We start from the raw sequence: 23,050 nt of genomic DNA, 5'->3' as shown, positions 1-23,050 counted from the left end.
AATAATGGGTCAATTTCGACTTTTGTATTATATCCACCTACTCAGTAATTTCTGCCTTTACTTGTGGCAACTGTCAGCCATTAGGATTAAAATTAAGAAAAGTTACGTGAACAGGAAGGCTCTGTCAATGATTCCAACAGTTATCGAACAATCGGGTCGCGGAGAACGGGCCTTTGATATATACTCGCGGCTGCTGCGCGATCGCATCGTCTTCCTCGGACAGCAGGTGACATCTGACCTGGCCAACCTAATCGTTGCCCAACTGCTATTTTTAGACGCAGAAGACCCAGAGAAAGATATTTATCTCTATATCAACTCACCAGGGGGTTCAGTCACCGCAGGGATGGGTATTTTTGACACCATGAACCACATCCGGCCAGAGGTTTCGACGATTTGTCTTGGTTTAGCGGCCAGTATGGGTGCTTTTCTCCTCAGCGCAGGTGCCAAAGGTAAACGGATGACTCTGCCTCATTCCCGGATTATGATTCACCAACCTTTAGGCGGTGCCCAAGGTCAAGCAACTGACATTGAGATTCAGGCGAAAGAAATTCTTTACCACAAAAGACGCTTGAACGAACATTTGGCGGCCCACACTGGTCAACCTCTCAGCCGGATTGAGGAAGACACCGAACGGGATTTCTTTATGTCGGCAGCAGAGGCAACGGAATATGGTCTTGTCGATCTAGTGATTGACCGCCGCCCTTCTGCTACGCGCCCCATAGTTGCTGTCCCTAGTTAGTTACCGATCTCAATTTAATCAGGACTGACGCAGCGATCGCGTAACGCCGCCGTCCCGGTGGTAAAAATACCGCCCAGAGGGCGGCGTTACGAATATTGTCCTAATCCCGTCATTACTGGAATCTTTGATTCTATTCCCATCTTCCCCCTCTCCCCCCTCTCCCCCCATCTTCCCCCATCTCCCCCCATCTCCCCCATCTTCCCCCTCTCCCCCTCTCTTCCCCTAGCCCCTAGCCCCTAGCCCCTAGCCCCTAGTTATTGCTGAATGGGAATTTCGATCGCAAACTCAGTTCCCTGACCAAGGGTAGAGGAACACTTCAATTTTCCGCGATGTTTTTCTGTAATAATTTGATAGCTAATCGACATCCCCATGCCAGTGCCTTTCCCAATCGCCTTAGTTGTGAAGAATGGATTAAATATCCTTTGTTGAATATCTTCGGGAATGCCAGGGCCGTTATCTGCGATCGCAATCTGCACCCATTGGTCAGCAGTTACAGAAGTTCTAATTTTGATTCGACCAGGATTTACCTCAACTTCCTCAAACGTTCGATTGGCATTCCCCTCTTCGATTGCATCGATCGCATTGGTGAGAATATTCATAAACACTTGATTGAGTTGTCCGGCGTAACATTCCACCAAAGGTAAAGTGCCATAATCTTTGATCGTCTCAATTTCTGGTCGTCCTGATTGCCCTTTGAGACGATGTTGCAAAATCATGAGAGTGCTGTCAATACCTTCATGAATATCCACTGCCTTAATATCAGCTTCGTCCTTACGCGAAAAGTTACGCAGTGAGAGTACAATCTGCCGAATGCGATCCGTACCTATCCGCATAGAAGACAAAATGCGGGGTAAGTCTTCTTGCAAGAAATCCAGATCGATTTCCTCGGCTACAGTTTGAATTTCTGGAGTCGGTTGAGGATATTGCTGTTGATAAAGCTGAACAAAATATAATAAATTTTGAATGTAATCTTCAGCATGAGTGAGATTGCCATGAATGAAGTTAACCGGATTGTTAATTTCATGGGCAACTCCCGCAACTAATTCCCCCAAACTAGACATTTTTTCACTCTGAATCACCTGCGCTTGAGTGCTATGTAATTCACTTAAAGCATTTTTAAGTTCAACAGTGCGTACTTCCACCCGATTTTCTAGTTCTTCATTACTTTTTTCTAACGCCGTAAAGGATTCGCCCACTTGTTTCGCCATGTAATTAAAGGATTGGGCAAGTGTGTTTAGTTCTTTAATTCCGCTATCTTCCACAGCCTGATCTAAGTTACCAGATGCCATTGCCTTACTTGCCTGATTTAGACGGAGAATGGGCTGCACAACCCAGCGGGACGTGAAAATACCCATCGCAGAAGCGACTCCTAATGCCCCTAAACAGAGAAAGATAGTGGTGCGAGTGTTAGCGTTAATCTCTGCCATAAATTCGCTTTCTGGTACGCTCACTACTACTAACCAATCCAATCCATATTTGTCGCGCCAAGGGGTGACATGAAGATAATAAGGCTCTTCCTTTAAATCAAACTTAAGTTGTTTGGCTTCGGTAATGTTCTGGAAATTTTTAAAGCGTTGCTGGAGTTGTTTGGCAATTCCCTGCACTAGGGGGTTGCCACTTTCTATCGCCTTCAAACGCTGGATCTCGTTCTTAACGAGAACAAAGGGCTGCTCTTTCGCAGAATTGGCAATTAACATCCCATTCCGTTCCAGAATGAAAACCTGTCCTGACTGACTGACTTTCATACTTCGCAAGAAATCGCTCAGTTTTAACAGGTGAATGTCGGCTCCGACTATTCCTAGCAAGCGATTTTGTGCGTCATAGATAGGACGACCCGCCGAAGCAACGATAAAGGGATAATTGGGATAATTCCAGGTATAAATCCCCGACCAGACGGGTTTACCTGCTTTCACAGGTTCCGTATACCAGGGCATGGTGAAGTTGTCCCAATCAGTAATCGTAGCCAATTTGGTGCGATTACCCCGGTCATCGGTGGCGTAGGTGTAGCAATTGTTTGGAAGCTTGGCACTCCAATCATCAATCACCACTGTTTTGCCATCATAACTACCAGCTCCTGCTCCCTCACCCGTCGTTAGTCCGATGCCGATGTAAGTCAGGTCATAGGCCTGCATCTGATGCCAGAAATACTTTCCGACTGTTTTGCGATCGCGCACATCCAGCAATCCCATCCGAATCGCATCGGCATTTATCTGGCTCACTTTATGAGGGATAGATAAATAAGAATCCAGATGTTGATTTACCATGCTATTGGTTCGTTCCATCAGTTGGTTTGCCAGCTCATTTACAGCTTTCTGACCATTTCTGAAGGATAAATATCCAACTAGACTTACCGCTCCAAAGATTTGCAGAACGAATGGAATAATAAGAACAAGCTGCAAAGAGAATGCTTGTTCTTTGCTGGAATGTCGCGTCTTCATCTGCGGAATTTAGTTTGACATGGTTGCTATTTACTGCGATTCCAGATATTGGAGGAAATCGAGCAACTGTTCTTTATTTAAGTGATGCCGTGCGATTTTGCCGTAAGCTTGGTTAAGATGATCGCGACCTTGCTTTCTATCCCAATGCAAGCGAGTAATTTCCTCAGTAGTTTTGCTAAAAATTTCTAGATAGTCTAAGAAATCTAGTAACTCATGCCGAGCTAAAATACCCTGTGAAAGCTTGCCGTAAGCTTGAAGCAAATACTCCGATTCTTGATCTTTGCTCCACTTCAGGCGCTTGAGCAGTACGTCAATTTGCGCGATCGTATCGGAATTATCCTCTATGGTCTCGCTCGGCGGGCTCATTTCCAGAGGTATCCCACTTTGAATCTCTGTAGATAGGGGTTCCACTTCCCCTAGATCGAGGCTGCTGTCAGTCGGAGGCGAAAACGACGTTTCACTTTTGCCGCCTGTTGGCGAGGGTATTGCCGCTATCTCCTGACTTGGGGAAGAAACCCCATAACTAGAGGAAAGCCAAGCATCAGAGTCTAATTGCTTCGGCGCAGGGGGAACGCTTGGAGTCTGGGGAGGAAGTGGCGATCGCACGGGTTCAGGAGGCGACGAATATGTAGAGTCATTTACCGGCGTTTTGGTATTGACAAAACTACTTTGAGAGGAAGGAATAACCTTTTCAGTAGTAACAGGAATATCTCGCTGGGGAACTTGCGGTACAACATCTCCAGGGAAAGTTGACATTACATCTTCCCTAACGTCGTCTCGATTGGTTCCTGTGTACAGCCTGACAACTGGTTCAGTTTCCAGAGAAGTTGACTGAGGCATGGGGGCATTAAGATCGAGCATAGAGAGCGATCGCTTCCAGCTTTGATCCTCTGCCAACTCAACACTATCACCAGCAGACATCGCCGTAGCCAGAGTTTTTCCATCTACCTGAATCAGAGTGCGAACGACAAATTTACCGTGATAAATTGTCACCAACTCTGAGATTAACTGACCTGTCGGATAAAGAGCGTGAAATTTAGCAAACATAAGCTTTTGGCCCGAAAACCAGTGAGGGCTGCTCACCTAAGTGTAATACAGCCGCTTGAGAAATTCAGGACTTAGGCAGTTTTGAACGTATTTTTGGTATTTCTGTGATGGCGTTGGCGAAGCCTGCGCGTAGCGCTTGACTAGACGCAAGCAATCCCCAACTCTCCCTATACCCTGAAAGTGCGTAAGTCTTAAAATTTATGTAGCGATCGCGAACTATCTCAAAATTATGCACCCGTAACGCCACCCTCTGGGCGGTGAAAGAACCGCCCAGAGAGCGACATTACGATAAGATAACACTAATAAATCCAATTCAGGATTGCCCTTCACCAAGGAATTCAAAATATCATGTCATTAGCCCCATTCTCCCCAGAAGAAATCGCCGCTGAAGGTCTAAAACCTGAAGAATACGAAGAAATTGTCAAACGGCTAAATCGCCATCCCAACAAGGCTGAATTAGGAATGTTTGGCGTGATGTGGTCAGAACATTGCTGCTATAAAAATTCGCGGCCGCTACTCAAACAATTTCCCACCACAGGCGATCGCATTCTCGTCGGCCCCGGAGAAAATGCCGGCGTTATAGACTTAGGTAATGGCATCCAACTCGCCTTTAAAATCGAATCCCACAATCACCCTTCAGCAGTAGAACCATTCCAAGGTGCAGCCACCGGAGTCGGCGGAATTTTGCGAGATATATTCACAATGGGGGCGCGTCCCATTGCTGTATTAAACTCCCTCCGTTTTGGTTCCTTAGATGATGCTAAAACTCGGCGATTATTCACAGGTGTAGTATCAGGAATTTCCCATTATGGTAATTGCATTGGCGTTCCAACCGTCGGCGGCGAAATTTACTTTAACTCCGCCTATTCTGGCAATCCCTTAGTTAATGTCATGGCCCTGGGGTTAATGGAAACACCAGAAATAGTTAAATCCGGTGCATCTGGCATTGGTAATCCAGTGCTTTATGTTGGTTCAACTACTGGCAGAGATGGCATGGGCGGCGCAAGTTTCGCCAGTGCAGAATTAACCGATAAATCAGTTGACGATCGCCCCGCCGTGCAAGTAGGAGATCCCTTCTTAGAAAAATCATTAGTTGAAGCTTGCTTAGAAGCATTTAAAACAGGTGCAGTAGTAGCAGCCCAAGATATGGGTGCAGCCGGCATCACTTGTTCCACATCAGAAATGGCAGCCAAAGGTGGGGTTGGAATTGAATTTGATTTAGATAAAATCCCAGTTCGAGAAACAGGAATGGTTCCCTATGAATATCTCCTTTCCGAATCACAAGAACGGATGTTATTTGTGGCTCACAAAGGGCGCGAACAAGAGTTAATTGATATTTTTCACCGTTGGGGACTCCAAGCCGTCATCGCTGGTCAAGTCATTGCCGAACCAATCGTGCGAATTTTATTTAAGGGAGAAATTGCCGCCGAAATTCCCGCAACTGCTTTAGCAGAGAATACGCCCATTTATCACCATAAATTGTTGACAGAATTGCCCGAATATGTAAAGAAAGCTTGGGAATGGTCAGCTAATTCTTTGCCTCCTTGTACAATTAATGGTATTGAAATTGCCGAAGAGTTTCAAACTTGGAATGAAATTTTATTGACACTACTAGATACGCCGACAATTGCTTCTAAAAGTTGGGTTTATCGACAGTACGACCATCAAGTACAAAATAACACTGTAATGCTTCCCGGTGCAGCCGATGCAGCGATTATCCGATTGCGTCCGTTGGAACCCCCCCAACCCCCCCTTGGTAAGGGGGGGCAAGAAAGTGTTGAAGTCCCCGTTGGTAAGGGGGATTTAGGGGGTATTGAAGTCCCCGTTGGTAAGGGGGATTTAGGGGGTATTGAAGTCCCCCTTAGTAAGGGAGATTTAGGGGGTATTGAAGTCCCCCTTACCAAGGGGGATTTAGGGGGTTCTTCCTTTAAAAAAGGAGTAGCAGCAACAGTTGATTGTAATTCCCGCTATGTTTATCTTGACCCCTACGAAGGTGCAAAAGCGGTTGTCGCCGAAGCAGCAAGAAATCTAAGTTGTGTGGGTGCAGAACCTTTGGCAGTTACAGATAATTTAAATTTTGGTTCTCCTGAAAAACCGATTGGTTATTGGCAATTAGCAGAATCTTGTCGCGGTATTGCCGATGCTTGTCGGGAATTAGGAACACCTGTCACTGGCGGTAATGTTTCTCTTTACAATGAAACTCTGGATTCTGAGGGTAAACCTGCATCAATTTATCCTACTCCTGTGATTGGAATGGTGGGGTTAATTCCAGATTTAACTAAGATTTGTGGTCAAGGTTGGCAGGAATCTGGAGATTTAATCTATTTACTCGGAAATCTGACATCAGATGATAGTAAAGAAGATGGTAATTTGACAACAAATGTTACTTTAGGAGGTTCTGAATATTTAGCAACAATTCACGGCATTGTTGGGGGAAAACCGCCGAGAGTTAATTTAGATTTAGAAAAGCGGGTGCAATCAGCTTGTCGGGAGGGTATTCGTAATGGTTGGGTACGTTCGGCCCATGATTGCGCTGAGGGTGGAATGGCGATCGCGATCGCTGAATCCTGTATTTCTGCTAAACTAGGAGCCGAGATTAATCTTAACGTTAATTTGGCAACTGGTAAGCGTTGGGATGAAGTTTTGTTCGGGGAACGGGGGAATACGATTTTAGTTTCAGTTGCGCCGGAAAATGAGGCGGTTTGGGTATCTTATTTAGAGGAACATTTGCCGAATTTGTGGCAAAAACTGGGTCAAGTTGGTACTGTAAAAGCGCCTTTACGGGTTGTGACAAATGATGGTCAATCTTTAATTGAGGTAACGATTGAGGAGATGTGCGATCGCTTTTACAATGCTATTGAACGTCGCTTAGGATCTGATTAATTATAGGACTCGGCGGTTGAAATCGCGTCTACACGAGACTTAACCCGCCTGCGCGGGTTAAATTTTTATAGTCCGCGTAGGCGGACATTGTCTGTATAGATGCGATTTCAATCGCCCGATCTTTTTTAGCTTTAGATGATGCTGACAAAATCTGAGATACACCTGAAAATATCGGATAAGCCTAGTTATGTTTTGGATCGTAAATTAAGTTAAAAAGCTCTGCCTGCCGTAAATACTTGTTCTGCCCTTACTTGGAATTCAGGAAAAATAAAAGAAACAAGTCGAGCATTATTTTGAAACAACTCTTTTTGATATTCATCCTCTCGCAGCGTACAAATTGTAATTGTCGGTTGTTTCGGTTTGCCAATATATTCTCTGCCACCAATCCCCAAATAATCAATAATCCAATACTCAGGCACGCCTAACAAGGCATAATCTTCAACTTTACGGGCGTAATCATTTTGCCAATTGGTACTGACAACTTCCGCAATTAGTTTAATTGATTTTCCAGATGTAATTACAGGTTCTTGTTGCCACAAAGGTTCATTAATCAATTCAGTTTCATCTAAGACAATGACATCCGGCCGAAAAGCTGTTTCTGTTCCTAATAATTTGATGAGACAGCGAGGGGGGATAAAGTATGATAGATCCTGACGATCGATTTCTACATTCAGCTTTCGCCCAATAAAAGCCGATACTTGTTCGTGAGGCCCTGTTGGTTCCATTTCTGTCAACTCACCATCAATTAATTCGTAGCGATCGCGATCGCCGTAGTGGGTGATAAATTCATCAACAGTTAGAATTTTGGGAGGTGATTGAACCATTATCTTTGTTCCCAATTATTGACCTTACTTGGCCGCACATATTCCCTAGATAATATAGTATGTCAATTACACAGGAAAGTCAAGCGCACAGAAGCAGCCAGCCACAGGCATCGCACCTTAATTCTCATCTTTTAAAAGCGCGATCGCGCCTTAAGTCTAATCTTTGAAACTGTAGGAGCGGGTTTAGCAGATAACCTTTGTCACAAACAAAAAATATCAAAACAAAACCCGCCCCGAATCTTAGCCATTAGCCATTAGCCATTAGCCATTACCCTTGATTGTGGGAGTCCCGCATCTGAATTTGGGGGAAATCCCCCCGATCGCACGTCGTTAACTAACGTTACAATTAGAAATATGTGCGATCGCTTACCATGCCATCGAACGCCCCTTAGCATCTGCCTTAAGGCATAGGATGTGAGTTAATGCCTATTTCATGGGAACATTAAGAAATAATTAAACTGCGCGGCGGCTGCGCCGGACAGCATTCAGCTTTCAGAGCCTCCCACTAACCCACGATCCTGTATTAGGAACCAAGCCATACCATGATCCCCAACCATCCCCTCGCGGCTGACGAAAATTTGGCATCCGACAAGCAAGAAGAAGCTTGCGGTGTTTTCGGTATCTGTGCCCCCGGTGAAGATGTCGCTAAAATGACATACTTTGGTCTGTACGCCTTACAACATCGGGGTCAGGAATCAGCAGGAATTGCCACATTTGAGGGTGAAAATGTGCATTTGCACAAAGATATGGGCCTAGTCTCCCAAGTCTTCAATGAATCCTGCTTAAGTCACCTGCCTGGAACCATAGGAGTTGGTCACACTCGCTACTCTACTACAGGCTCATCAAAGGTTGTGAATGCTCAGCCTGCTGTTGTGAAAACCCGCTTAGGTTCCTTGGCGCTAGCACATAATGGCAATCTTGTCAATACTGGTGTCTTACGCGAAGAATTGCTAAACCGCAACTGCAATTTTGTAAGTACAACAGATTCAGAGATGATAGCAGTGGCGATCGCGCTAGAAGTAGACGATGGCAAAGACTGGTTAGAAGCTGCAATCAGCGCCTTTCATCGCTGTACGGGAGCCTTTAGTTTAGTCATCGGCACCCCCGCAGGCTTAATGGGAGTACGCGATCCCTACGGCGTGCGTCCCCTCGTAATTGGCACTTTAGGTACAAATCCCATCCGCTACGTCTTAGCATCAGAAACCTGCGCCTTAGATATCATTGGTGCCGAATATTTGCGAAATGTAGAACCAGGAGAATTAGTTTGGATCACCGAAGATGGTATGGCTTCCTTCCATTGGAGTCAACAACCAAAGCCCAAACTTTGCATCTTTGAAATGATTTATTTTGCTCGGCCAGATAGCATAATGGAAGGCGAAAGTTTGTATAGCTACAGGCTCAGAATCGGGCAAAAATTAGCACAAGAATCCCCCATTGATGCTGATATTGTCATCGGCGTTCCTGATTCTGGAATTCCCGCCGCTATTGGTTTTTCTCAAGTTTCCGGGATTCCTTATGCTGAGGGACTGATTAAAAATCGCTACGTTGGACGTACATTTATTCAGCCAACTCAGACAATGCGAGAATCAGGAATTAAGATGAAACTTAACCCTCTTAAAGATGTCTTAGAGGGTAAGCGAGTAATCATGGTAGACGACTCAATTGTGAGAGGTACTACTAGCAAAAAAATTGTTAAAGCTTTGCGAGATGCCGGTGCTACTGAAGTTCACATGAGAATTTCGTCACCCCCAGTAACTCACCCTTGTTTCTACGGAATTGATACCGATAACCAAGATCAGTTAATTGCTGCTACGAAATCAGTAGCAGAAATTGCCAACCAAATTGGGGTTGATTCTTTAGCTTTCTTGAGTAGAGAAGGAATGCTGAAGGCGACTAAGGAAGATTCTAATAATTTCTGTTCGGCCTGTTTCACAGGGGATTATCCCATTGTTGTCCCAGAACCAGTTAAACGGTCTAAGTTAATTCTGGAAAAGGTTCCTACTTAATTAGTCAAAGTAGGTAATACCAACAGGGCTTACCCATACTCTCTGTAACGCCGCCATCCTGGCGGTAATCCCTATTATGTCACTTTGGGGAGAGAATTTTCTGGAACTACTGGTTTTTCAGGCTGGCGAATGCAGAAGCCTAAATTATTGAGAATGGCTCAAATCCAGCGATCGCAAGGCGAAAGCCTTTTTCTCTGACCAAAGTGACATAATAGGGATAAAGAAACCGCCAGGATGGCGGCGTTACAGATTTTTTGCGTTGATTAACAGACAACACTAATGCTATTAGGCTAGTATTACCTGATTTAAGACTGAGCTGGAAAAGTCAAAACACAGCCATCCCACCAACTAAGGATTATTATCAATAAAGTCCATCAAAGCATTATATTTCGGCGAACCATTTTGGCCAACATACTCCAAAGCACCCCAACTACCCCACTTACTTGGTACACCAATATCCAAATATTGCATGAAAAGAGTACCGCCTGCTTCTTTCCAATTTTCCAGTAATTTTGTATATAACTCATACATTTCTGGTCGCCTATTTAACTCAATAAAGAAATTAGTAAGCTTTTCATTATTCTCATTCCCTTGAATACCTACAATATGTTGACCTCCTTCATAAGCAACTAACTTAAGACCCTTTTTCTGCGCTACCTCTGAGTGATATTTAAACAAACCATAACCATCAGATAAACTATCCTTAAACCCTCCTAGCAAACCGCCATCTCTCAATTGTTTAAAAGCCTTACTAAAACCACCATCTGAATCATTCAACCAAGACTCTACGATGCTGGTGTTTTCTGGCGCACCCAAATTACCACTAAAATATCCAGTGATAGCATAGACATCTATACCGCGTTGATAGCAAGGTTTATTACCTTCTGCTACCCAATAAGAACATTCTAAAACAGAATTTTCTAATCCTTTCCATGCAGTTTGAGTTGAGATTACACACACAACTCGATCCTTTTGTTCGCTAAAAATATCTTTCCAAAAATCGCACATTTGAGCTGTACGCATTCCATACCATTGCATATAAGCATCTTGTTTATCCTTTCCCCACCTAGCTTGACCTTGTTGTAAAGCATATTGAGATTGGGGAAATGAAAAATTCCAAACTTCATTAGAAAGCTCTACATAAACTTTTAAATTTGGATCTAAACTATTTTTAACAGTCTGAGCAAAGTTTTTTAAATATTCATCAGTAGCCATGATTGGCATATTCAACCAAGCATTTGCCTTGATTTTATTCGCCAAAGCAACCATGATTTCAATTGGGACATTGCCTTGATAAGCATAGGAAATGTTTTCTGGTTTAGGTCGGTTTGACCATTCTTTTTGTTCAGAACCATTTGTACTCATCCAATCCATGAAACGCAGGGTTTTAAATTTTTTAATTTTGTCTATAAACTTGGGGTTAAATATCTCACCACTTTCATAAGCTTTTTCATCTTGAGAGTGAATCACTCTAATGTTGCGGATATATTTTCCTATTTTGTTGGGATCTGTGGCAGTAATTGTCAGCAAGATTCCCTCTTTATTGGTAGCATCTACATCAATAATATCTCTGCCTGGTTGTGAGGATGCTTCATCTTTTTTAGCCGCAAATTTATACTCAATTGTTCCCTCGCCTTCATACATGACAATATATTTGCCTGATGGGAAAAAGTTTGGTATGTCCCTTAATAATAAGGTGCTGACACGGGTATATTTAGGAGAATCTTGGGGAAGGGGAAGAGATTTGACCCAGCCGTTTTCGTCAAGATTTAAAAGATTATATTCATTGGTATCGAATTCTCCCTGACATCCAGCCTCTTTTGGATCGCACTGAGTCATCCATTTTCTAGAAGATTTAAAGGCATCTAAAAATGGTAATTCTGTTGACCAGTCGGCGATTCCAGAAAGATTAACTCCTACAGGAGAGGTTGAGTTAGAATTTTTGGATGAGCTATTAATTGCTATTGTATTTGGTGAGTTATTCACAGTAGGATTCTGATTTTTTGCTAAGTTTAAACAGCCAGGTAGAATAAAGATAAATATCAGTAAACCCGATAGAAAAGTTAGAATATTTTTTGTATTAAAGTAAGTCAAAAAAGTCATAATAAGAAGGAAGAAGGAAGAAGGAAGAAGGAAGAAGGAAGAAGGAAGAAGGAAGAGGGGAGAAGGAAGAAGGAAAGGAGGAGATGGGGATATAAGTAGGGTTTTTACCCAATTGGCAATTAGAGGATTTACGGATTGTAAAAGTATAGTAAGTGGTTGAGATTGCTTCGCTTGGCTCGCAATGACTGAATTAAATTGTCTATGGGTAAGTTGTGAATTAGCGATTAGCGATTAGCGATTACCAATTACCAATTACCAATTACCAATTACCAATTACCTCTAAATTTCCTAATTAGATTGCCAAAAATCTGTAACGTCATATCCCAATTCTGCTAACATTACTCGCAGTAGTGGCAAGCTTAAACCGATGACATTGGTGTGACAACCTTCGATTTTCTCGATAAATAATCCCCCTCTACCTTCAATGGCAAAACAGCCAGCACATTGTAGCGGTTCTCCTGTGGCGACATAAGCTGCAATTTGGCGATCGCTAACTTCAGCAAAATAAACTTGGGTAACTTGACACTTGACTCTGATTCTATCCTGTGTTATGTCAATTAAGGTATGGCCAGTGTAGAGTTGGCCAACTTCACCGCGCATTTTTTGCCACCGCGCGATCGCATCTTTTGCATCTGCTGGCTTTCCATGAATCTCGTCGCCAACAACCAGAAGGGAATCGCATCCCAAAACTACGATCGATTTACCTTGTTCAAATTCTCCCTTTTTCCCAGTCGGGAGTGAATTGGGATTCGCAATCAGAGATTTAGCGACTGTTTCAGCTTTTCGTTGTGATAATATCTCGACTAATTCAGCCGCATCGTTTAGTTGAATTTGGGACTCGTCAAAGTCGCTGGGATAAATAATAGGATTAATGCCAACACTTTCTAATAGGCGGCGGCGCGCGGGGGAAGCTGAGGCTAGTACAAAAGTGGGAATATCCATTTTGTGCGATCGAGACTTATAGCTGTTAACTGTTAACTATTAACAGTTAACAATTACCCTTAAAAGCTTAATAGACAGAGAAAGATTGAATGACTTTCTCAAATAATTGTTTGGCTTTTGGCCATCTATCTTCAGTAGAAGATATGTTGATAGTGAAAAGTTTACCGCGACTGACTGCTACGCTAGCTAGGTTGTGCCGCAGTTGGTTGGGAAGTTTGACGGCATACTCTAAAATGTAATAACTTTTCGTTCTAGATTCACGGGCTTCGGCATTAACTAATTCTGCTTCGCGGCCGGAATTGGGAGGTGCGATCGCGCTTTTGCTTAACCGATATCCTACTTCGCTGGGAGTACCTAAATCCGCAAGAGTTTTACCACTGGGAACTTCACTGATAACGACGCTGACGTTCTCTGTTTGCTCAATTAAATCGCGAAATACTACATCTGGGCCATTGGAAACATTTAGTGCCGTCCAGCCATTAGGATAGAGAAATTGGTAGCCGTCGGCTGTGTCAATGTAGCTTTTGAGCCCGCTAACGGTTGATACACAACTGGTTAAGGTAAAGCTAAAAATTACCAGAAGTATTGCCGCGATTCGTTTGAGCATTATTCTTGATTACCTGGTCGGGGTGCATAATGTGATGATTTTGATTTTCTCATAAAGACACCCAAAACGGAAACCGATCGCCTTCAAGGATGGGAGGAGGGATATTGACCTAAAAACAATTTAGCTATGGAGCGCTTCCCTCGTCCATAGCTTTGCAGTTCTATCTCGAAATCCCAATACACGCTAGTTTGTTATCCCAGAAATCCGTGCCTAGCTAGCACTTCTAAACCTAGTAGCGAGACAAAACCAATCATGGCAAGGCGACCGTTTAACCGTTCTGCGTAGGTTGTAAAGCCTGTACGCGGCTCTTCTTCGACGTAAATAGTGGGTTCAATGGCAAAATTGTTGAGTTTGCCTTGATCGTCAACGATCGCTCCTTTGCTAGTCATGTTTGTACTCCTGAATGGTTTTTTCTCTCCTGTTAACAAATGTAACAGAGCCATTAATAAATGTAAAGTAAAATATAAAATTTTTTCAATCTCAACATTTCCTTGGATTTAGGGCGATGAATCTAACTGGGGACAGTGGACTCTGGACAAGGAACAAGGGACTATATAGAGGATGGCAAGTTAAAGGTCAGTACCAAATCCAGTCAGGGCTGGAAAAAATGTTGCAAGGGAGGAAAGATTTATGCGGGCCAGTGTGGAACTGCGATGGTTTTATAGTGGCACGCTGCCAAAAGCGATCGCCCAGTGGTTTTGGCAGGATAGTCTGGGCGGCTATTTATGGCCTCATGAAGAACGGGAAGACTCATATTTACTGATACCTAGCTGCGATTATCTGGGCATAAAGTTGAGGCAGAAAGGCTTAGAGGTAAAATGGCGGCAAGCTGAGTTAGGGCCAGTGCAGTTTGGCAACCGTTGGGAGGGAAAGGCGGAAAAGTGGCTGAAGTGGGTTTGTGTAGAGACAGAGGCACCTGTGGCGGCTGATATTTTGGCAACTGGGGTGTGGGTGACGGTGAAGAAAAAGCGATCGCAACGTCTATACCAAGTTTCGGAGGAAGGTTTGACTCCGGTTCCAGTGGAAGCGCCTATCCCCCAAGGTTGCAGTGTCGAAATTACGCAGTTAAGTATTAACGGGGAGGAGTGGTGGACTATTGCTTTTGAGTCTTTTGGCCATGACAGTTATTTGATGGAAAATTTACAGATTGTAGCTGGTTGGGTGAGTAAGAGTTATCCGGGTCAAAAGTTAACTTTGGATAATTCTTTGGCTTATCCTCAGTGGCTTAATCGAGTTTAGCTTTTAGATTTTATCCTCTGGCCCAATAGAGGGCGATCGCGATGGGAGGCTGTCGCGATCGCTCTTTATTGACTGACTTGGAGGGTGTGGAGAGAAGCGATCGCGTCGATGTTAGCTCTACAATAATAGGGCTTACGCTCATGGCTCCAGAAACCGGGTTTTTGAGAGTATCTGTGGTGAAAACGAAGTATTTTCGTCAAAAAACCCGGTTTCTTTGGTTGGGTGCGTAAGCCCTAAATAAGTTCCTGCTAAGATTGCGCTCATATTGTTACTTATGGAGTCAATGATGAGTGAAACTACTTTAAAGCAGCAAGAAACTACTAAAAATCACATTATTTATGTATTGGAACAGTTGACTTTGGCGGAGCGAAGTGCTAGAGAGGAATGGCAAAAAAATGCTGTTGAGTTTCCGGGGAACGACGAGGCATTTTCTTTGTTATAGGAAGTTGAATTATTAACGGTTAATTTGCGAGGTTATGCCAGTCAAATTAAGGGAAGAGGGGGATTGAAAATGAGTTGCAGGTAATTGGGTAATTGCAAGCAATGCGATTTTTTAATGTGCCTGTTATTGCTGATTTTTACTTTGACACTCAGGGAAAGTATGAGCGGATGAAGGGTTATATTAGGATGTTAGATTATTTGCGGTTGTTGATGGTGGAATATTTGCAGTTAGTTCCGATTTTTTAAATCAGGTAAGTATGTTAGATCCGAAGTGAGGAGAGGGTTACATTGTCAAGACTCACCCGAAGTCGGCGCAATTCGTAACGGGGAAGCGGTGACAGACTTGCAATTGGTGGCATTATAGGGTATTATAACGCAGGAGAGTGACACCGATGTATAAGAGTTAATTAAGTTTACTCAGTATTTAGCAGCTTAATTTATTTGGAGACACTTAGTAACTATGGAGAATTTACAACAAATACTTGATACACGCCGACAAGAATTAATTAGTAAAATCCAGGGTTTGTCAGACCAAAAGCTCCAAAATATAGAAGCTATTTCTCATTGTTATGAGTTTATTCGAGAAGCTATTGAGAAAGCCGAAGTAGAAGCCAAAAATATAAATTATAAAGATTTGATAGAGCCTTCCTTCCATATTACAGATAATTTTGATAAAGTCATGTTTCAGGGACATATAAATACAGCCGCAAATCTAATTCCTAAAGAATTTGGGGAAATTAACAATGAATATATAAAAATGTCCGAAAAAAACAAAAAAGTTTTTAACTACATATACCATCAACTTTTTATAACTATCATAACAGTATTAGATGATTTTTTCTCCCAAATACTTTTATTAGTTTTAAAGGCATATCCCGAACGATTAGGTGACAAAAAGATTAAAAAGATAAAGGAGATAAAGTTTAGTGATTTAGGTAAATTAAGCTCTGCCTCAGAGATAGCGGCTTTTTTAGGCATGGCAGAGGGCGAAAAAGCCATTAAATTAATTGACGGAGAAATTAATAGTCTGATCCGAGATGACATTATGCGTGGTAGTCCATTAGACTATATCAAGAATTTACGAACATATTTAGAAACAGGAGACACATTCTTACGATTAAAATGGCTACTATATGCAGAAAGAAGTTCACGGCGTAACGCTGGCGTACATAGTGGCTGGTTCGGCAATGATGAGTGTAACAAAAGAATTAATGAAATTATTAAAATAGATACAGGAAATCAGCTAAAATTATCGGAGCTTAAAACAAATTTTATTGGATTCGAGGCGGAGTATTTTTGTGAAACATATCGTTTAGCTATTGATATCGTTAAAGCCTTTAAATCTCATTGTGAAAAAGACTTTAAATCTCATTATGATGAAAATGGGGATTTTATGCCAGCTACTCAGGATGAATCTGGCTCATTTATCGAAACAATAGGCGTAGAAACCGTTTATCCTCATCAATTAATTTTAACAATTCCTGCCCGTGAAACGATGGGAGTTCGAGAACATTTAACCACAGTTTTAGATAATTTATCCGATGATTTAGTTGCCGAAGTTCGTGACTTTGCTGAATTTTTGCAGCAAAGACAACAACAAAAGCAAGTAAGCTAAGAATAAGAAAATGCTCGCAGAGCCTAAATGTGTTAACAAAGACAAATAAGGTGTTATTTGACAACAAAAGATGGAGAATAGTGGGCTCGAACCGCTGGATTCTGCGGTTCGAGCCCTATCAGGTAACAAAAAGTTTTAAAGCTAATCAATGTCCATTTTTTCCTTCCGCTTCCAGGAGATGCAATGAAGGAAAAAATGTACACTGACTTTCTTTGCTAGAATCTATTCTCTAGTTACTAAAAGTATCCTTGATCTTATCAACAGTGCGTTCAATAGCATTCTTTGTGTTGTCTACTGCTTTCTTAGTCCGAGCCGCATCTCGATCGGCTCTTTCTTCAATTCGCGCTGTATCTTTGTCTGCTTTGCGTTCAACAAAACTACGGTTGTCCGTTGCTCGATCGACTTTATCGGCATTTCTATTTGCAGTTTCCTTCACCTTATCTTTCGTATCTTCGATGAAATTTTTGGCTCGTCCAGCATCTTCACTGGTTTTAGCTTTAACCTGATCGCCCGCATCTGAGGTTGCGATTAGGCTGGAAACAGGATTAGCCATTGCTGCGGTGTTCGAGAAAAACGCACCTTGCCAAATGAAGGCGATCGCTGACACGCAAAACAGAGCTGTCGCCATCCAGCGTCCTAGAGTCGAAAGCGGTTTTGTAAAATAATTCAGTTTCATAGAATACAATTCGATGAGATTTAACACTCTCTTTGTACTTCATTTGAGCGATCGACCAAATCTTTCCCTAGACTGAAGTTATGCGATCGTAAATTATTCAATAAATCCACTCTTTCGATAGATTAAATTTATAGGGTATTCCACTAACAGCGGCTAATGTACCTCTTTTGATTGAAAACTGCTATATATTTATTGTAAAGGCGCAATGCTATAGCAACGATAATTAGACATACTATCTTTTGTCGCTAATTTCTTCCTTAGCATTTAAGTAAGAAAAGTAAGATATAACAATTTTAAGCTTTTTTAAAGCGGTGTATCTCATCAACCTGGAATCTGCGACAAATAATGTGTTAATTGACAACAAGATATGGAGAATAGCGGACTCGAACCGCTGGCCTCTGCGGTGCGATCGCAGCGCTCTACCAACTGAGCTAATTCCCCCTACCGAGCTTAGATTTAAGAGTAAAAAACCTAAAACCTCGATCGTGACTGCTTGCTAAATACTTGCAGATATTTAGCGATCGTACCACAATTTCGCAAAAATGTCTAGACTATGCTGGATTTTCCTGACCTACCTCCTACGAATAAACCTGCTGGACTCTCTCAAATTCTAAATCGGAAAGGTAATCTACAGTCCAATTAGCAGCACGTTGGAGGAAATGAAACGGATAAGTATTCGCCACACCCACAACAGAAATACCCGCTTTTTGGGCCGCTTCAATCCCAGCAAAAGTATCTTCGATCGCCAAACATTCCCCAGGTTCCAACTTAAGGTCTGGATAAAGCTGGTTCAGCCTTTCAACTGCTAAGAGATAACCGTCTGGTTGCGGTTTACTTGCCATCACATCATCACCAGCAATAATTACCTCAAAGTATTGTGCTAAGCCAGATCGATTTAACACCAATTCTACCTCCAACCGCAGAGAACCTGTCACCAAAGCGATTTTTAATTGCGCTACCTGAAGACTCAAAATAAATTCTTCCAACCCCGGATATATCGGCAATTTTTCCAAAAGCTCCACCTCTTTAATGTAAGCTTGAGCCTTGCGTGCAATCAGCCGATCGAGATAGGTTTCAGTCACAGTTCTGCCTCTGCGGTTGAGTAATTCTGCAATGCAAGCGCGATCGCTTCTTCCCAAACAAACTTGGCGAAACTCTCCACGATTAATCCGTAAATTTTCCTGAATTAGTAATTGCTCGATCAGCCGTTCGTGAATCGACTCATCGTTAATAATCACTCCATTAAAATCAAATAAAACCGCTTTTAGGGTCATGGGCAAAGTGTAGCAAAAAGCTAAGTTTAAATACTTTGAAAAAGTGTTTTAGGCTGGCGCTGGAAACCCTTCTAAGTCGAAATCAGGCACGCGATCGCTCGCATTTTGCCACTGATTGACCCGTACCTGCGGATCTTGGCCAGGAAGTGGTTTTACACCCCGTGTCACCTGATTTACCAACCACACATCGTCAGTTTGGACAGCACCAAATCCAGCGCTACCCATCCAAGCATCCAGATTACCAGCGGCATAAGACTTAATATAAGGCTCTTCAAACACATCTGTCAGCCATTCTGTCTGTCGCAAAGTTTTCTGGTTCCCATCCAAAACTATTACCTGTCCCCCAACCGTCAGCAAGCGAAAACTTTCTCGGAGAATATTTTGCGATACTGTTGGCGGCGTTTCATGAAATAATAAAGAAGCAGTTACCAAGTCAAAGGAAGCGTTAGGAAATCCCGTTTGTTCAGCATTTCCGTGTCGCCATTGAATATTTAACCCCGCTTTTTGAGCTTTCATTTCTGCTACTAGAATCATATAAGGCGATAAGTCCATCCCGATGACTTCCGCTTGCGGAAATGCTTGTTTCAACATTAGGGTTGTCGAACCCGTACCGCATCCTAAGTCTAAAATTCGCCTCGGTACACCCATAACAGCATCAATTAATCCCTGTCTAACGATCGCCTCGCTAGGAGGTAAGACATACTGAGTTATGGGGTCATAGGAAACAGCCGCGCTAGGATTGAGGTAGCCTCTTTCTATACCGTGAAAGTTCTGGCTGCTGTAGTATTCGGGATAAACTAGATTTGGCTGAGAGATGCGATCGCTCTCTTTTTGCCAATCGATATTTTCATATAACCGCCGCAGCGCCTCTTCGTCAATCATCAGCCGCATAATCGGCGACAAGAAACGCTCAAAAATTGTATCCTTGCGAACAGCCATAGTAGTCTCCTCGATCGTGTTTAGTGGCTTTGCAGGTCAAACTTTAGGAAATTCTCTCATCTAAAGCTTTTTTAGCAATGCGAGTGATATAAACCGTGACTGCGATCGCGGCTACCAAACCCACAGCATAAAGCACCCACTCACCAATTGTACGCGATCGCCCCTGAGTGCCCAATGCCGCTAAATTCCCAGCTAGAGAACCAATATAAACATACATAATCGTTCCCGGCATCATACCAATCCAAGAAGCAAAAAAATAGTCCTTAAGTGATACTTGCGTTACCCCAAAAGCATAATTGAGCAAATTAAAGGGGAAAATCGGCGAAAGTCTAGTTAAGCCTACAATTTTCCATCCTTCTACTGCCACCGCCTCATCAATTGCCTTGAATTTTTCATTGCTTTCTATCTGCTTAGAAACCCAATCGCGAGTTAAATATCTGCCTACAATAAAAGCACAAGTTGCCCCTAAAGTAGAAGCAATAGAAACCCAGATTGAACCCCACACTACTCCGAATAATACACCAGCGCCGAGAGTCAGTAAAGAACCTGGAATAAATAGCACTGTTGCCAGAATATAAACCAAGATAAAAGCCACAGGCCCCCAAGGGCCGAGATTAGCAATTAACTCTAAGGAATCTTTAAGAATTCCTTGAAGGTTAAAAAATTTTGCTCCCACAATTAGAGCAATAATTGAAAGTATTCCGAAAATTAACTTTAGCTTATTTGAGGAAGGCTGATTTTTATCAGGTTGATTATCCATTTTTTAAATTTATCGCTTAAAATTCGCAGGAAGAAAGCAATTCATAACGCCGCCCTCTAGGTAGTAAATATACCACCCATAGGGCGGCATTACGTGATTTTTGCCTAAGTTTATAAGTCCTGAATTATATCATGTCCGGTTAAATACTTGTCATTGCGAGCAAAGCGAAGCAATCGCAGAGACTAGGCGATTGCTTCGGGCTTGCTTCGTACCTCAGATTGCTTCGCACAGCGAACAACTGCGCTTAGCTTGACTGACAGATTGTAAGTAATTTGCCGGACATGATATTAGCCATTACCAATTAACAATTAACAATTAGCAATTAGCCATTAGCCATTAGCCATTAGCCATTAGCCATTAGCCATTACCAATTACCCATTACCAATTACCATTATCTTCAAACAAGAGAACCACCACAGCTAGAACCACAACCTGCCGTGCAACCATAGCAATAAGCCGCAGTCTGTACCTCTTGAATTAAGTCTAAACTACCAGATTCTAGCAATTTTGCAACTGTTATTATTTCCCCCGTGCTAGTTTTCGCAGGCAGATTTTCCATTTGATTAAAATCGCAGTCGTAAACATTGCCAAGGTAGTCAATTGAAAGTTCATCTCGACACATTAAATGTTCAACTGTAGTCGGATTAAAGTTGTTTTCTAAAAAATGGAGATAAGGCTTGTGCAGTTTCTTATGTTCCAGATGAAATTTAGTCCTTCCCACTGGCAAGTTAGTAATTGTGTACAAGTGATTAAAACAAATACCAAAATGTTCGTCTAAATAGGTTTTATAATCGCGCTGAAGCTTATTTTGTTCTGGTGTCAGAGAAAATTTATCTGTACTGGGAACTTGAGGATTATACACCAAATCTAAAATTAAATCTGGGTTTTTACCGTAGCCTAACTGGTTCAGCTTTTGCAAGGCTTTAATTGAATTATCAAAAACACCATTTCCTCGCATTTTATCAACATTTGCTGATTGGTAGCAGGGAAGCGAAGCCACAATTCGGATCTGGTTTTGGGCGCAATATTCCGGGATATCTTCAAACCCTTGTTCAAAGTAAATCGTCAGATTAGAACGGACAATCACTTGTTTACCAGCAGTACGTGCCGCTTCAGCTAAAGGTTTGAAACCATAAAGCATTTCCGGTGCGCCACCAGTGAGGTCAACAGTTTTAATTTGGGGAAATCTACGAATTAAATCTATTAGTTGATTACAAGTTTCTGGGGAAAGTTCTTCAGTTCGTTTCGGCCCCGCCTCTACGTGACAATGGGTACAAGCTAAATTGCAGCGTTTGCCCAAATTGATTTGTAAGACAGTAATTTGCTTCTTAGTTAAGGGTTTGTCGAGCTTGTTTTTGAAAGGTGTCAGGGCAGTTTGAATCATCTGTCAATCCTTTTGATGCGATCTTCTAACTAATATCCTGTCTGGTTAAATACTTGTCGAGGAATTACGCAGGCTTGTGTAGTGAAGCCACCGTCTCAGCAGTCTTTTAGCGCTGAGGCGGCGGCTTTACAAAAGTTTTGTATAATTCTTATTGTCATTACGAGCAAAGCGAAGCAATTTGAAAATCTTGCGTTGGCTTAGCCTCCCCGAAGGGCTTATGCTTCACAACGTCAAGCCCTGCGTGCAGGCTAAGCCAACGCAATGACAGATGGCAAGTAGTTGACCAGATTATGATATAATACTACCAATTCTGACAAATTTGGCAACAGTAATAGCTGGAGGTTGGGTGTAATGAAGTGAAACCCAACTCTTTTGTTAACAGTTAACAGTTAATCGTTAACCGTTAACTGTTAACAGTCAACCGTTAACAATTAACTGTCTAAAACCCAAAGCTAAAATCATCTACTATTAGCTGACCGTCAAAAGCGTAGAAAGTCACTTGGTAAATATTCGGGGCTTTTACTATTAGCTTAGCGTTGGGGGGAATGCGAGAATTAAAGCCAGCTAAATTTGGTGCGGGTAATTCATCCTCAGTAATTACATTCCCAGCGCGATCGCGTGCTGATAGAACAGTTCGCCGCGAACTGGTGACAAGTCCCGAAACAAAGCGAACTGGATGCTTGAATGTCACCTCTATAAGCCCACTTTTAGGCGCTCCCATTAATACTGTCACCCCAGAACTAACTGAAAATGCTGGGTTTGACGGTTGGATCGCGACTGCATTGGCAAAAGTCACTCCGCAATGCTCAAACTGAGACTCTACGACTTCAAAACATTTCAAGTCTTCTAAAGCTAAGCGGACGCAAGCAGGTGGAGTAACGGGTAAACGAAACTCTGACCCTCCCAGACTCCCTTCTGGAGTAGCAATCAAAATTTCTGGGTCGTTAATTCCAATACCGCAATGCACGGGCGATTTGGCTTCGCTAATGAGAGTCTCAAACTCTGCGGAGCCGTCAGATTGAACATCTGGCCTGTCAACCATAAAATCTTCGCGATTCCCTGTTTTGAGCAGTTGCATTGTTAGTAGACCTCCCCTAATTAATTATTTCTTTGGTCGTAGATGGTATGCAGCC

General features: G+C 42.5%; 24 protein-coding genes and 1 tRNA gene. 7 read left to right on the top strand and 18 right to left on the bottom strand.

Going from position 1 to position 23,050, the window contains the following annotated elements; translation table 11 throughout:
- Positions 1-4 precede the first annotated feature (4 nt).
- Positions 5-739 (top strand): ATP-dependent Clp endopeptidase proteolytic subunit ClpP, encoded by a 735-nt coding sequence (gene clpP / locus OSCIL6407_RS0126355; RefSeq protein ID WP_324603629.1) that lies wholly within the window; start codon positions 5-7, stop codon positions 737-739.
- A gap of 18 nt (positions 740-757) precedes the next feature.
- Here clpP and OSCIL6407_RS35645 read toward each other — a convergent pair whose 3' ends face one another.
- The 3 genes from OSCIL6407_RS35645 to OSCIL6407_RS0126340 form a co-directional block, all read right to left on the bottom strand.
- Positions 758-907, bottom strand: a complete 150-nt coding sequence (locus OSCIL6407_RS35645) for a hypothetical protein (RefSeq protein WP_155523432.1) — start codon at positions 905-907, stop codon at positions 758-760.
- Positions 908-993: 86 nt separating this feature from the next.
- Positions 994-3,177 carry an ATP-binding protein gene (locus OSCIL6407_RS0126345; protein WP_007353310.1) on the bottom strand — a complete coding sequence of 728 codons (2,184 nt, stop codon included), beginning with the start codon at positions 3,175-3,177 and terminating at the stop codon, positions 994-996.
- A gap of 30 nt (positions 3,178-3,207) precedes the next feature.
- Positions 3,208-4,224: a hypothetical protein gene (locus tag OSCIL6407_RS0126340; protein ID WP_007353311.1), complete on the bottom strand. Its 1,017-nt coding sequence runs from the start codon at positions 4,222-4,224 to the stop codon at positions 3,208-3,210.
- A gap of 348 nt (positions 4,225-4,572) precedes the next feature.
- On the opposite strand from OSCIL6407_RS0126340, the gene purL reads away from it, so the two are divergent.
- Complete coding sequence (gene purL, locus OSCIL6407_RS0126335; protein ID WP_019487871.1) at positions 4,573-7,107, top strand: phosphoribosylformylglycinamidine synthase subunit PurL; 2,535 nt, start codon at positions 4,573-4,575, stop codon at positions 7,105-7,107.
- Between the two features lie 209 nt (positions 7,108-7,316).
- Here the strand turns inward: purL and OSCIL6407_RS0126330 are convergent, their stop codons facing one another.
- On the bottom strand, positions 7,317-7,931 hold the full coding sequence (locus OSCIL6407_RS0126330) for a Uma2 family endonuclease (protein ID WP_007353804.1): 615 nt from the start codon (positions 7,929-7,931) through the stop codon (positions 7,317-7,319).
- A gap of 254 nt (positions 7,932-8,185) precedes the next feature.
- On the bottom strand, positions 8,186-8,326 hold the full coding sequence (locus tag OSCIL6407_RS35640) for a hypothetical protein (RefSeq protein WP_155523431.1): 141 nt from the start codon (positions 8,324-8,326) through the stop codon (positions 8,186-8,188).
- 147 nt (positions 8,327-8,473) lie between these two features.
- Between OSCIL6407_RS35640 and purF the strand changes: the two genes are divergently transcribed.
- Positions 8,474-9,937, top strand: a complete 1,464-nt coding sequence (gene purF, locus OSCIL6407_RS0126325; protein ID WP_007353805.1) for an amidophosphoribosyltransferase — start codon at positions 8,474-8,476, stop codon at positions 9,935-9,937.
- A 139-nt stretch (positions 9,938-10,076) separates the two neighbouring features.
- On the opposite strand, the gene OSCIL6407_RS37945 is transcribed toward purF, so the two are convergent.
- The 5 genes from OSCIL6407_RS37945 to OSCIL6407_RS0126305 form a co-directional block, all read right to left on the bottom strand.
- Complete coding sequence (locus OSCIL6407_RS37945) at positions 10,077-10,211, bottom strand: hypothetical protein (RefSeq protein WP_267879562.1); 135 nt, start codon at positions 10,209-10,211, stop codon at positions 10,077-10,079.
- Between the two features lie 74 nt (positions 10,212-10,285).
- Positions 10,286-12,040, bottom strand: coding sequence for a hypothetical protein (locus OSCIL6407_RS0126320; protein WP_007353807.1), 1,755 nt, complete (start codon positions 12,038-12,040; stop codon positions 10,286-10,288).
- 288 nt (positions 12,041-12,328) lie between these two features.
- Positions 12,329-12,982, bottom strand: a complete 654-nt coding sequence (locus OSCIL6407_RS0126315) for a Maf family protein (protein WP_007353353.1) — start codon at positions 12,980-12,982, stop codon at positions 12,329-12,331.
- Between the two features lie 67 nt (positions 12,983-13,049).
- A complete protein-coding gene (gene psbP / locus OSCIL6407_RS0126310; RefSeq protein WP_007353352.1) occupies positions 13,050-13,589 on the bottom strand; it encodes a photosystem II reaction center PsbP in 540 nt (179 codons plus the stop codon).
- Between the two features lie 191 nt (positions 13,590-13,780).
- Positions 13,781-13,978: a high light inducible protein gene (locus OSCIL6407_RS0126305; RefSeq protein WP_007353351.1), complete on the bottom strand. Its 198-nt coding sequence runs from the start codon at positions 13,976-13,978 to the stop codon at positions 13,781-13,783.
- 241 nt (positions 13,979-14,219) lie between these two features.
- On the opposite strand from OSCIL6407_RS0126305, the gene OSCIL6407_RS0126300 reads away from it, so the two are divergent.
- A complete protein-coding gene (locus OSCIL6407_RS0126300) occupies positions 14,220-14,828 on the top strand; it encodes a hypothetical protein (protein ID WP_007353350.1) in 609 nt (202 codons plus the stop codon).
- A gap of 10 nt (positions 14,829-14,838) precedes the next feature.
- On the opposite strand, the gene OSCIL6407_RS37940 is transcribed toward OSCIL6407_RS0126300, so the two are convergent.
- Positions 14,839-14,970 carry a hypothetical protein gene (locus tag OSCIL6407_RS37940; protein ID WP_267879561.1) on the bottom strand — a complete coding sequence of 44 codons (132 nt, stop codon included), beginning with the start codon at positions 14,968-14,970 and terminating at the stop codon, positions 14,839-14,841.
- 141 nt (positions 14,971-15,111) lie between these two features.
- Between OSCIL6407_RS37940 and OSCIL6407_RS35635 the strand changes: the two genes are divergently transcribed.
- From OSCIL6407_RS35635 to OSCIL6407_RS0126285, 3 genes are all read left to right on the top strand, one after another.
- Positions 15,112-15,270: a hypothetical protein gene (locus tag OSCIL6407_RS35635; protein ID WP_155523430.1), complete on the top strand. Its 159-nt coding sequence runs from the start codon at positions 15,112-15,114 to the stop codon at positions 15,268-15,270.
- Positions 15,271-15,371: 101 nt separating this feature from the next.
- On the top strand, positions 15,372-15,515 hold the full coding sequence (locus tag OSCIL6407_RS36380) for a hypothetical protein (protein ID WP_007353348.1): 144 nt from the start codon (positions 15,372-15,374) through the stop codon (positions 15,513-15,515).
- 214 nt (positions 15,516-15,729) lie between these two features.
- A complete protein-coding gene (locus OSCIL6407_RS0126285) occupies positions 15,730-16,884 on the top strand; it encodes a DUF2281 domain-containing protein (RefSeq protein ID WP_007353347.1) in 1,155 nt (384 codons plus the stop codon).
- A gap of 229 nt (positions 16,885-17,113) precedes the next feature.
- Here the strand turns inward: OSCIL6407_RS0126285 and OSCIL6407_RS0126280 are convergent, their stop codons facing one another.
- The 7 genes from OSCIL6407_RS0126280 to OSCIL6407_RS0126250 all read right to left on the bottom strand — a co-directional run bounded on the left by OSCIL6407_RS0126280 (position 17,114) and on the right by OSCIL6407_RS0126250 (position 22,995).
- Complete coding sequence (locus OSCIL6407_RS0126280) at positions 17,114-17,560, bottom strand: hypothetical protein (RefSeq protein ID WP_007353346.1); 447 nt, start codon at positions 17,558-17,560, stop codon at positions 17,114-17,116.
- Between the two features lie 368 nt (positions 17,561-17,928).
- A tRNA-Ala gene (locus OSCIL6407_RS0126275) sits at positions 17,929-18,001 on the bottom strand.
- Positions 18,002-18,138: 137 nt separating this feature from the next.
- Positions 18,139-18,834 (bottom strand): HAD family hydrolase, encoded by a 696-nt coding sequence (locus OSCIL6407_RS0126270; protein WP_007353344.1) that lies wholly within the window; start codon positions 18,832-18,834, stop codon positions 18,139-18,141.
- 48 nt (positions 18,835-18,882) lie between these two features.
- The gene (locus OSCIL6407_RS0126265; RefSeq protein WP_007353343.1) at positions 18,883-19,773 is read right to left on the bottom strand and encodes a class I SAM-dependent methyltransferase; all 891 of its coding nucleotides are present in this window, start codon (positions 19,771-19,773) and stop codon (positions 18,883-18,885) included.
- A 43-nt stretch (positions 19,774-19,816) separates the two neighbouring features.
- Positions 19,817-20,533: a TVP38/TMEM64 family protein gene (locus OSCIL6407_RS0126260; protein ID WP_007353342.1), complete on the bottom strand. Its 717-nt coding sequence runs from the start codon at positions 20,531-20,533 to the stop codon at positions 19,817-19,819.
- A 397-nt stretch (positions 20,534-20,930) separates the two neighbouring features.
- Positions 20,931-21,917 carry an arsenosugar biosynthesis radical SAM (seleno)protein ArsS gene (gene arsS / locus OSCIL6407_RS0126255; protein WP_007353341.1) on the bottom strand — a complete coding sequence of 329 codons (987 nt, stop codon included), beginning with the start codon at positions 21,915-21,917 and terminating at the stop codon, positions 20,931-20,933.
- A gap of 439 nt (positions 21,918-22,356) precedes the next feature.
- Entirely contained in the window at positions 22,357-22,995 is a 639-nt protein-coding gene (locus OSCIL6407_RS0126250) for a hypothetical protein (RefSeq protein ID WP_007353339.1), read from the bottom strand.
- Positions 22,996-23,050 lie beyond the last annotated feature (55 nt).

Source organism: Kamptonema formosum PCC 6407 (assembly GCF_000332155.1).
Classification (GTDB): Bacteria; Cyanobacteriota; Cyanobacteriia; order Cyanobacteriales; family Microcoleaceae; genus Kamptonema; species Kamptonema formosum.
Note: the sequence above shows the minus strand (reverse complement) of the source record. Positions and strands in the feature narration are given on the sequence as shown.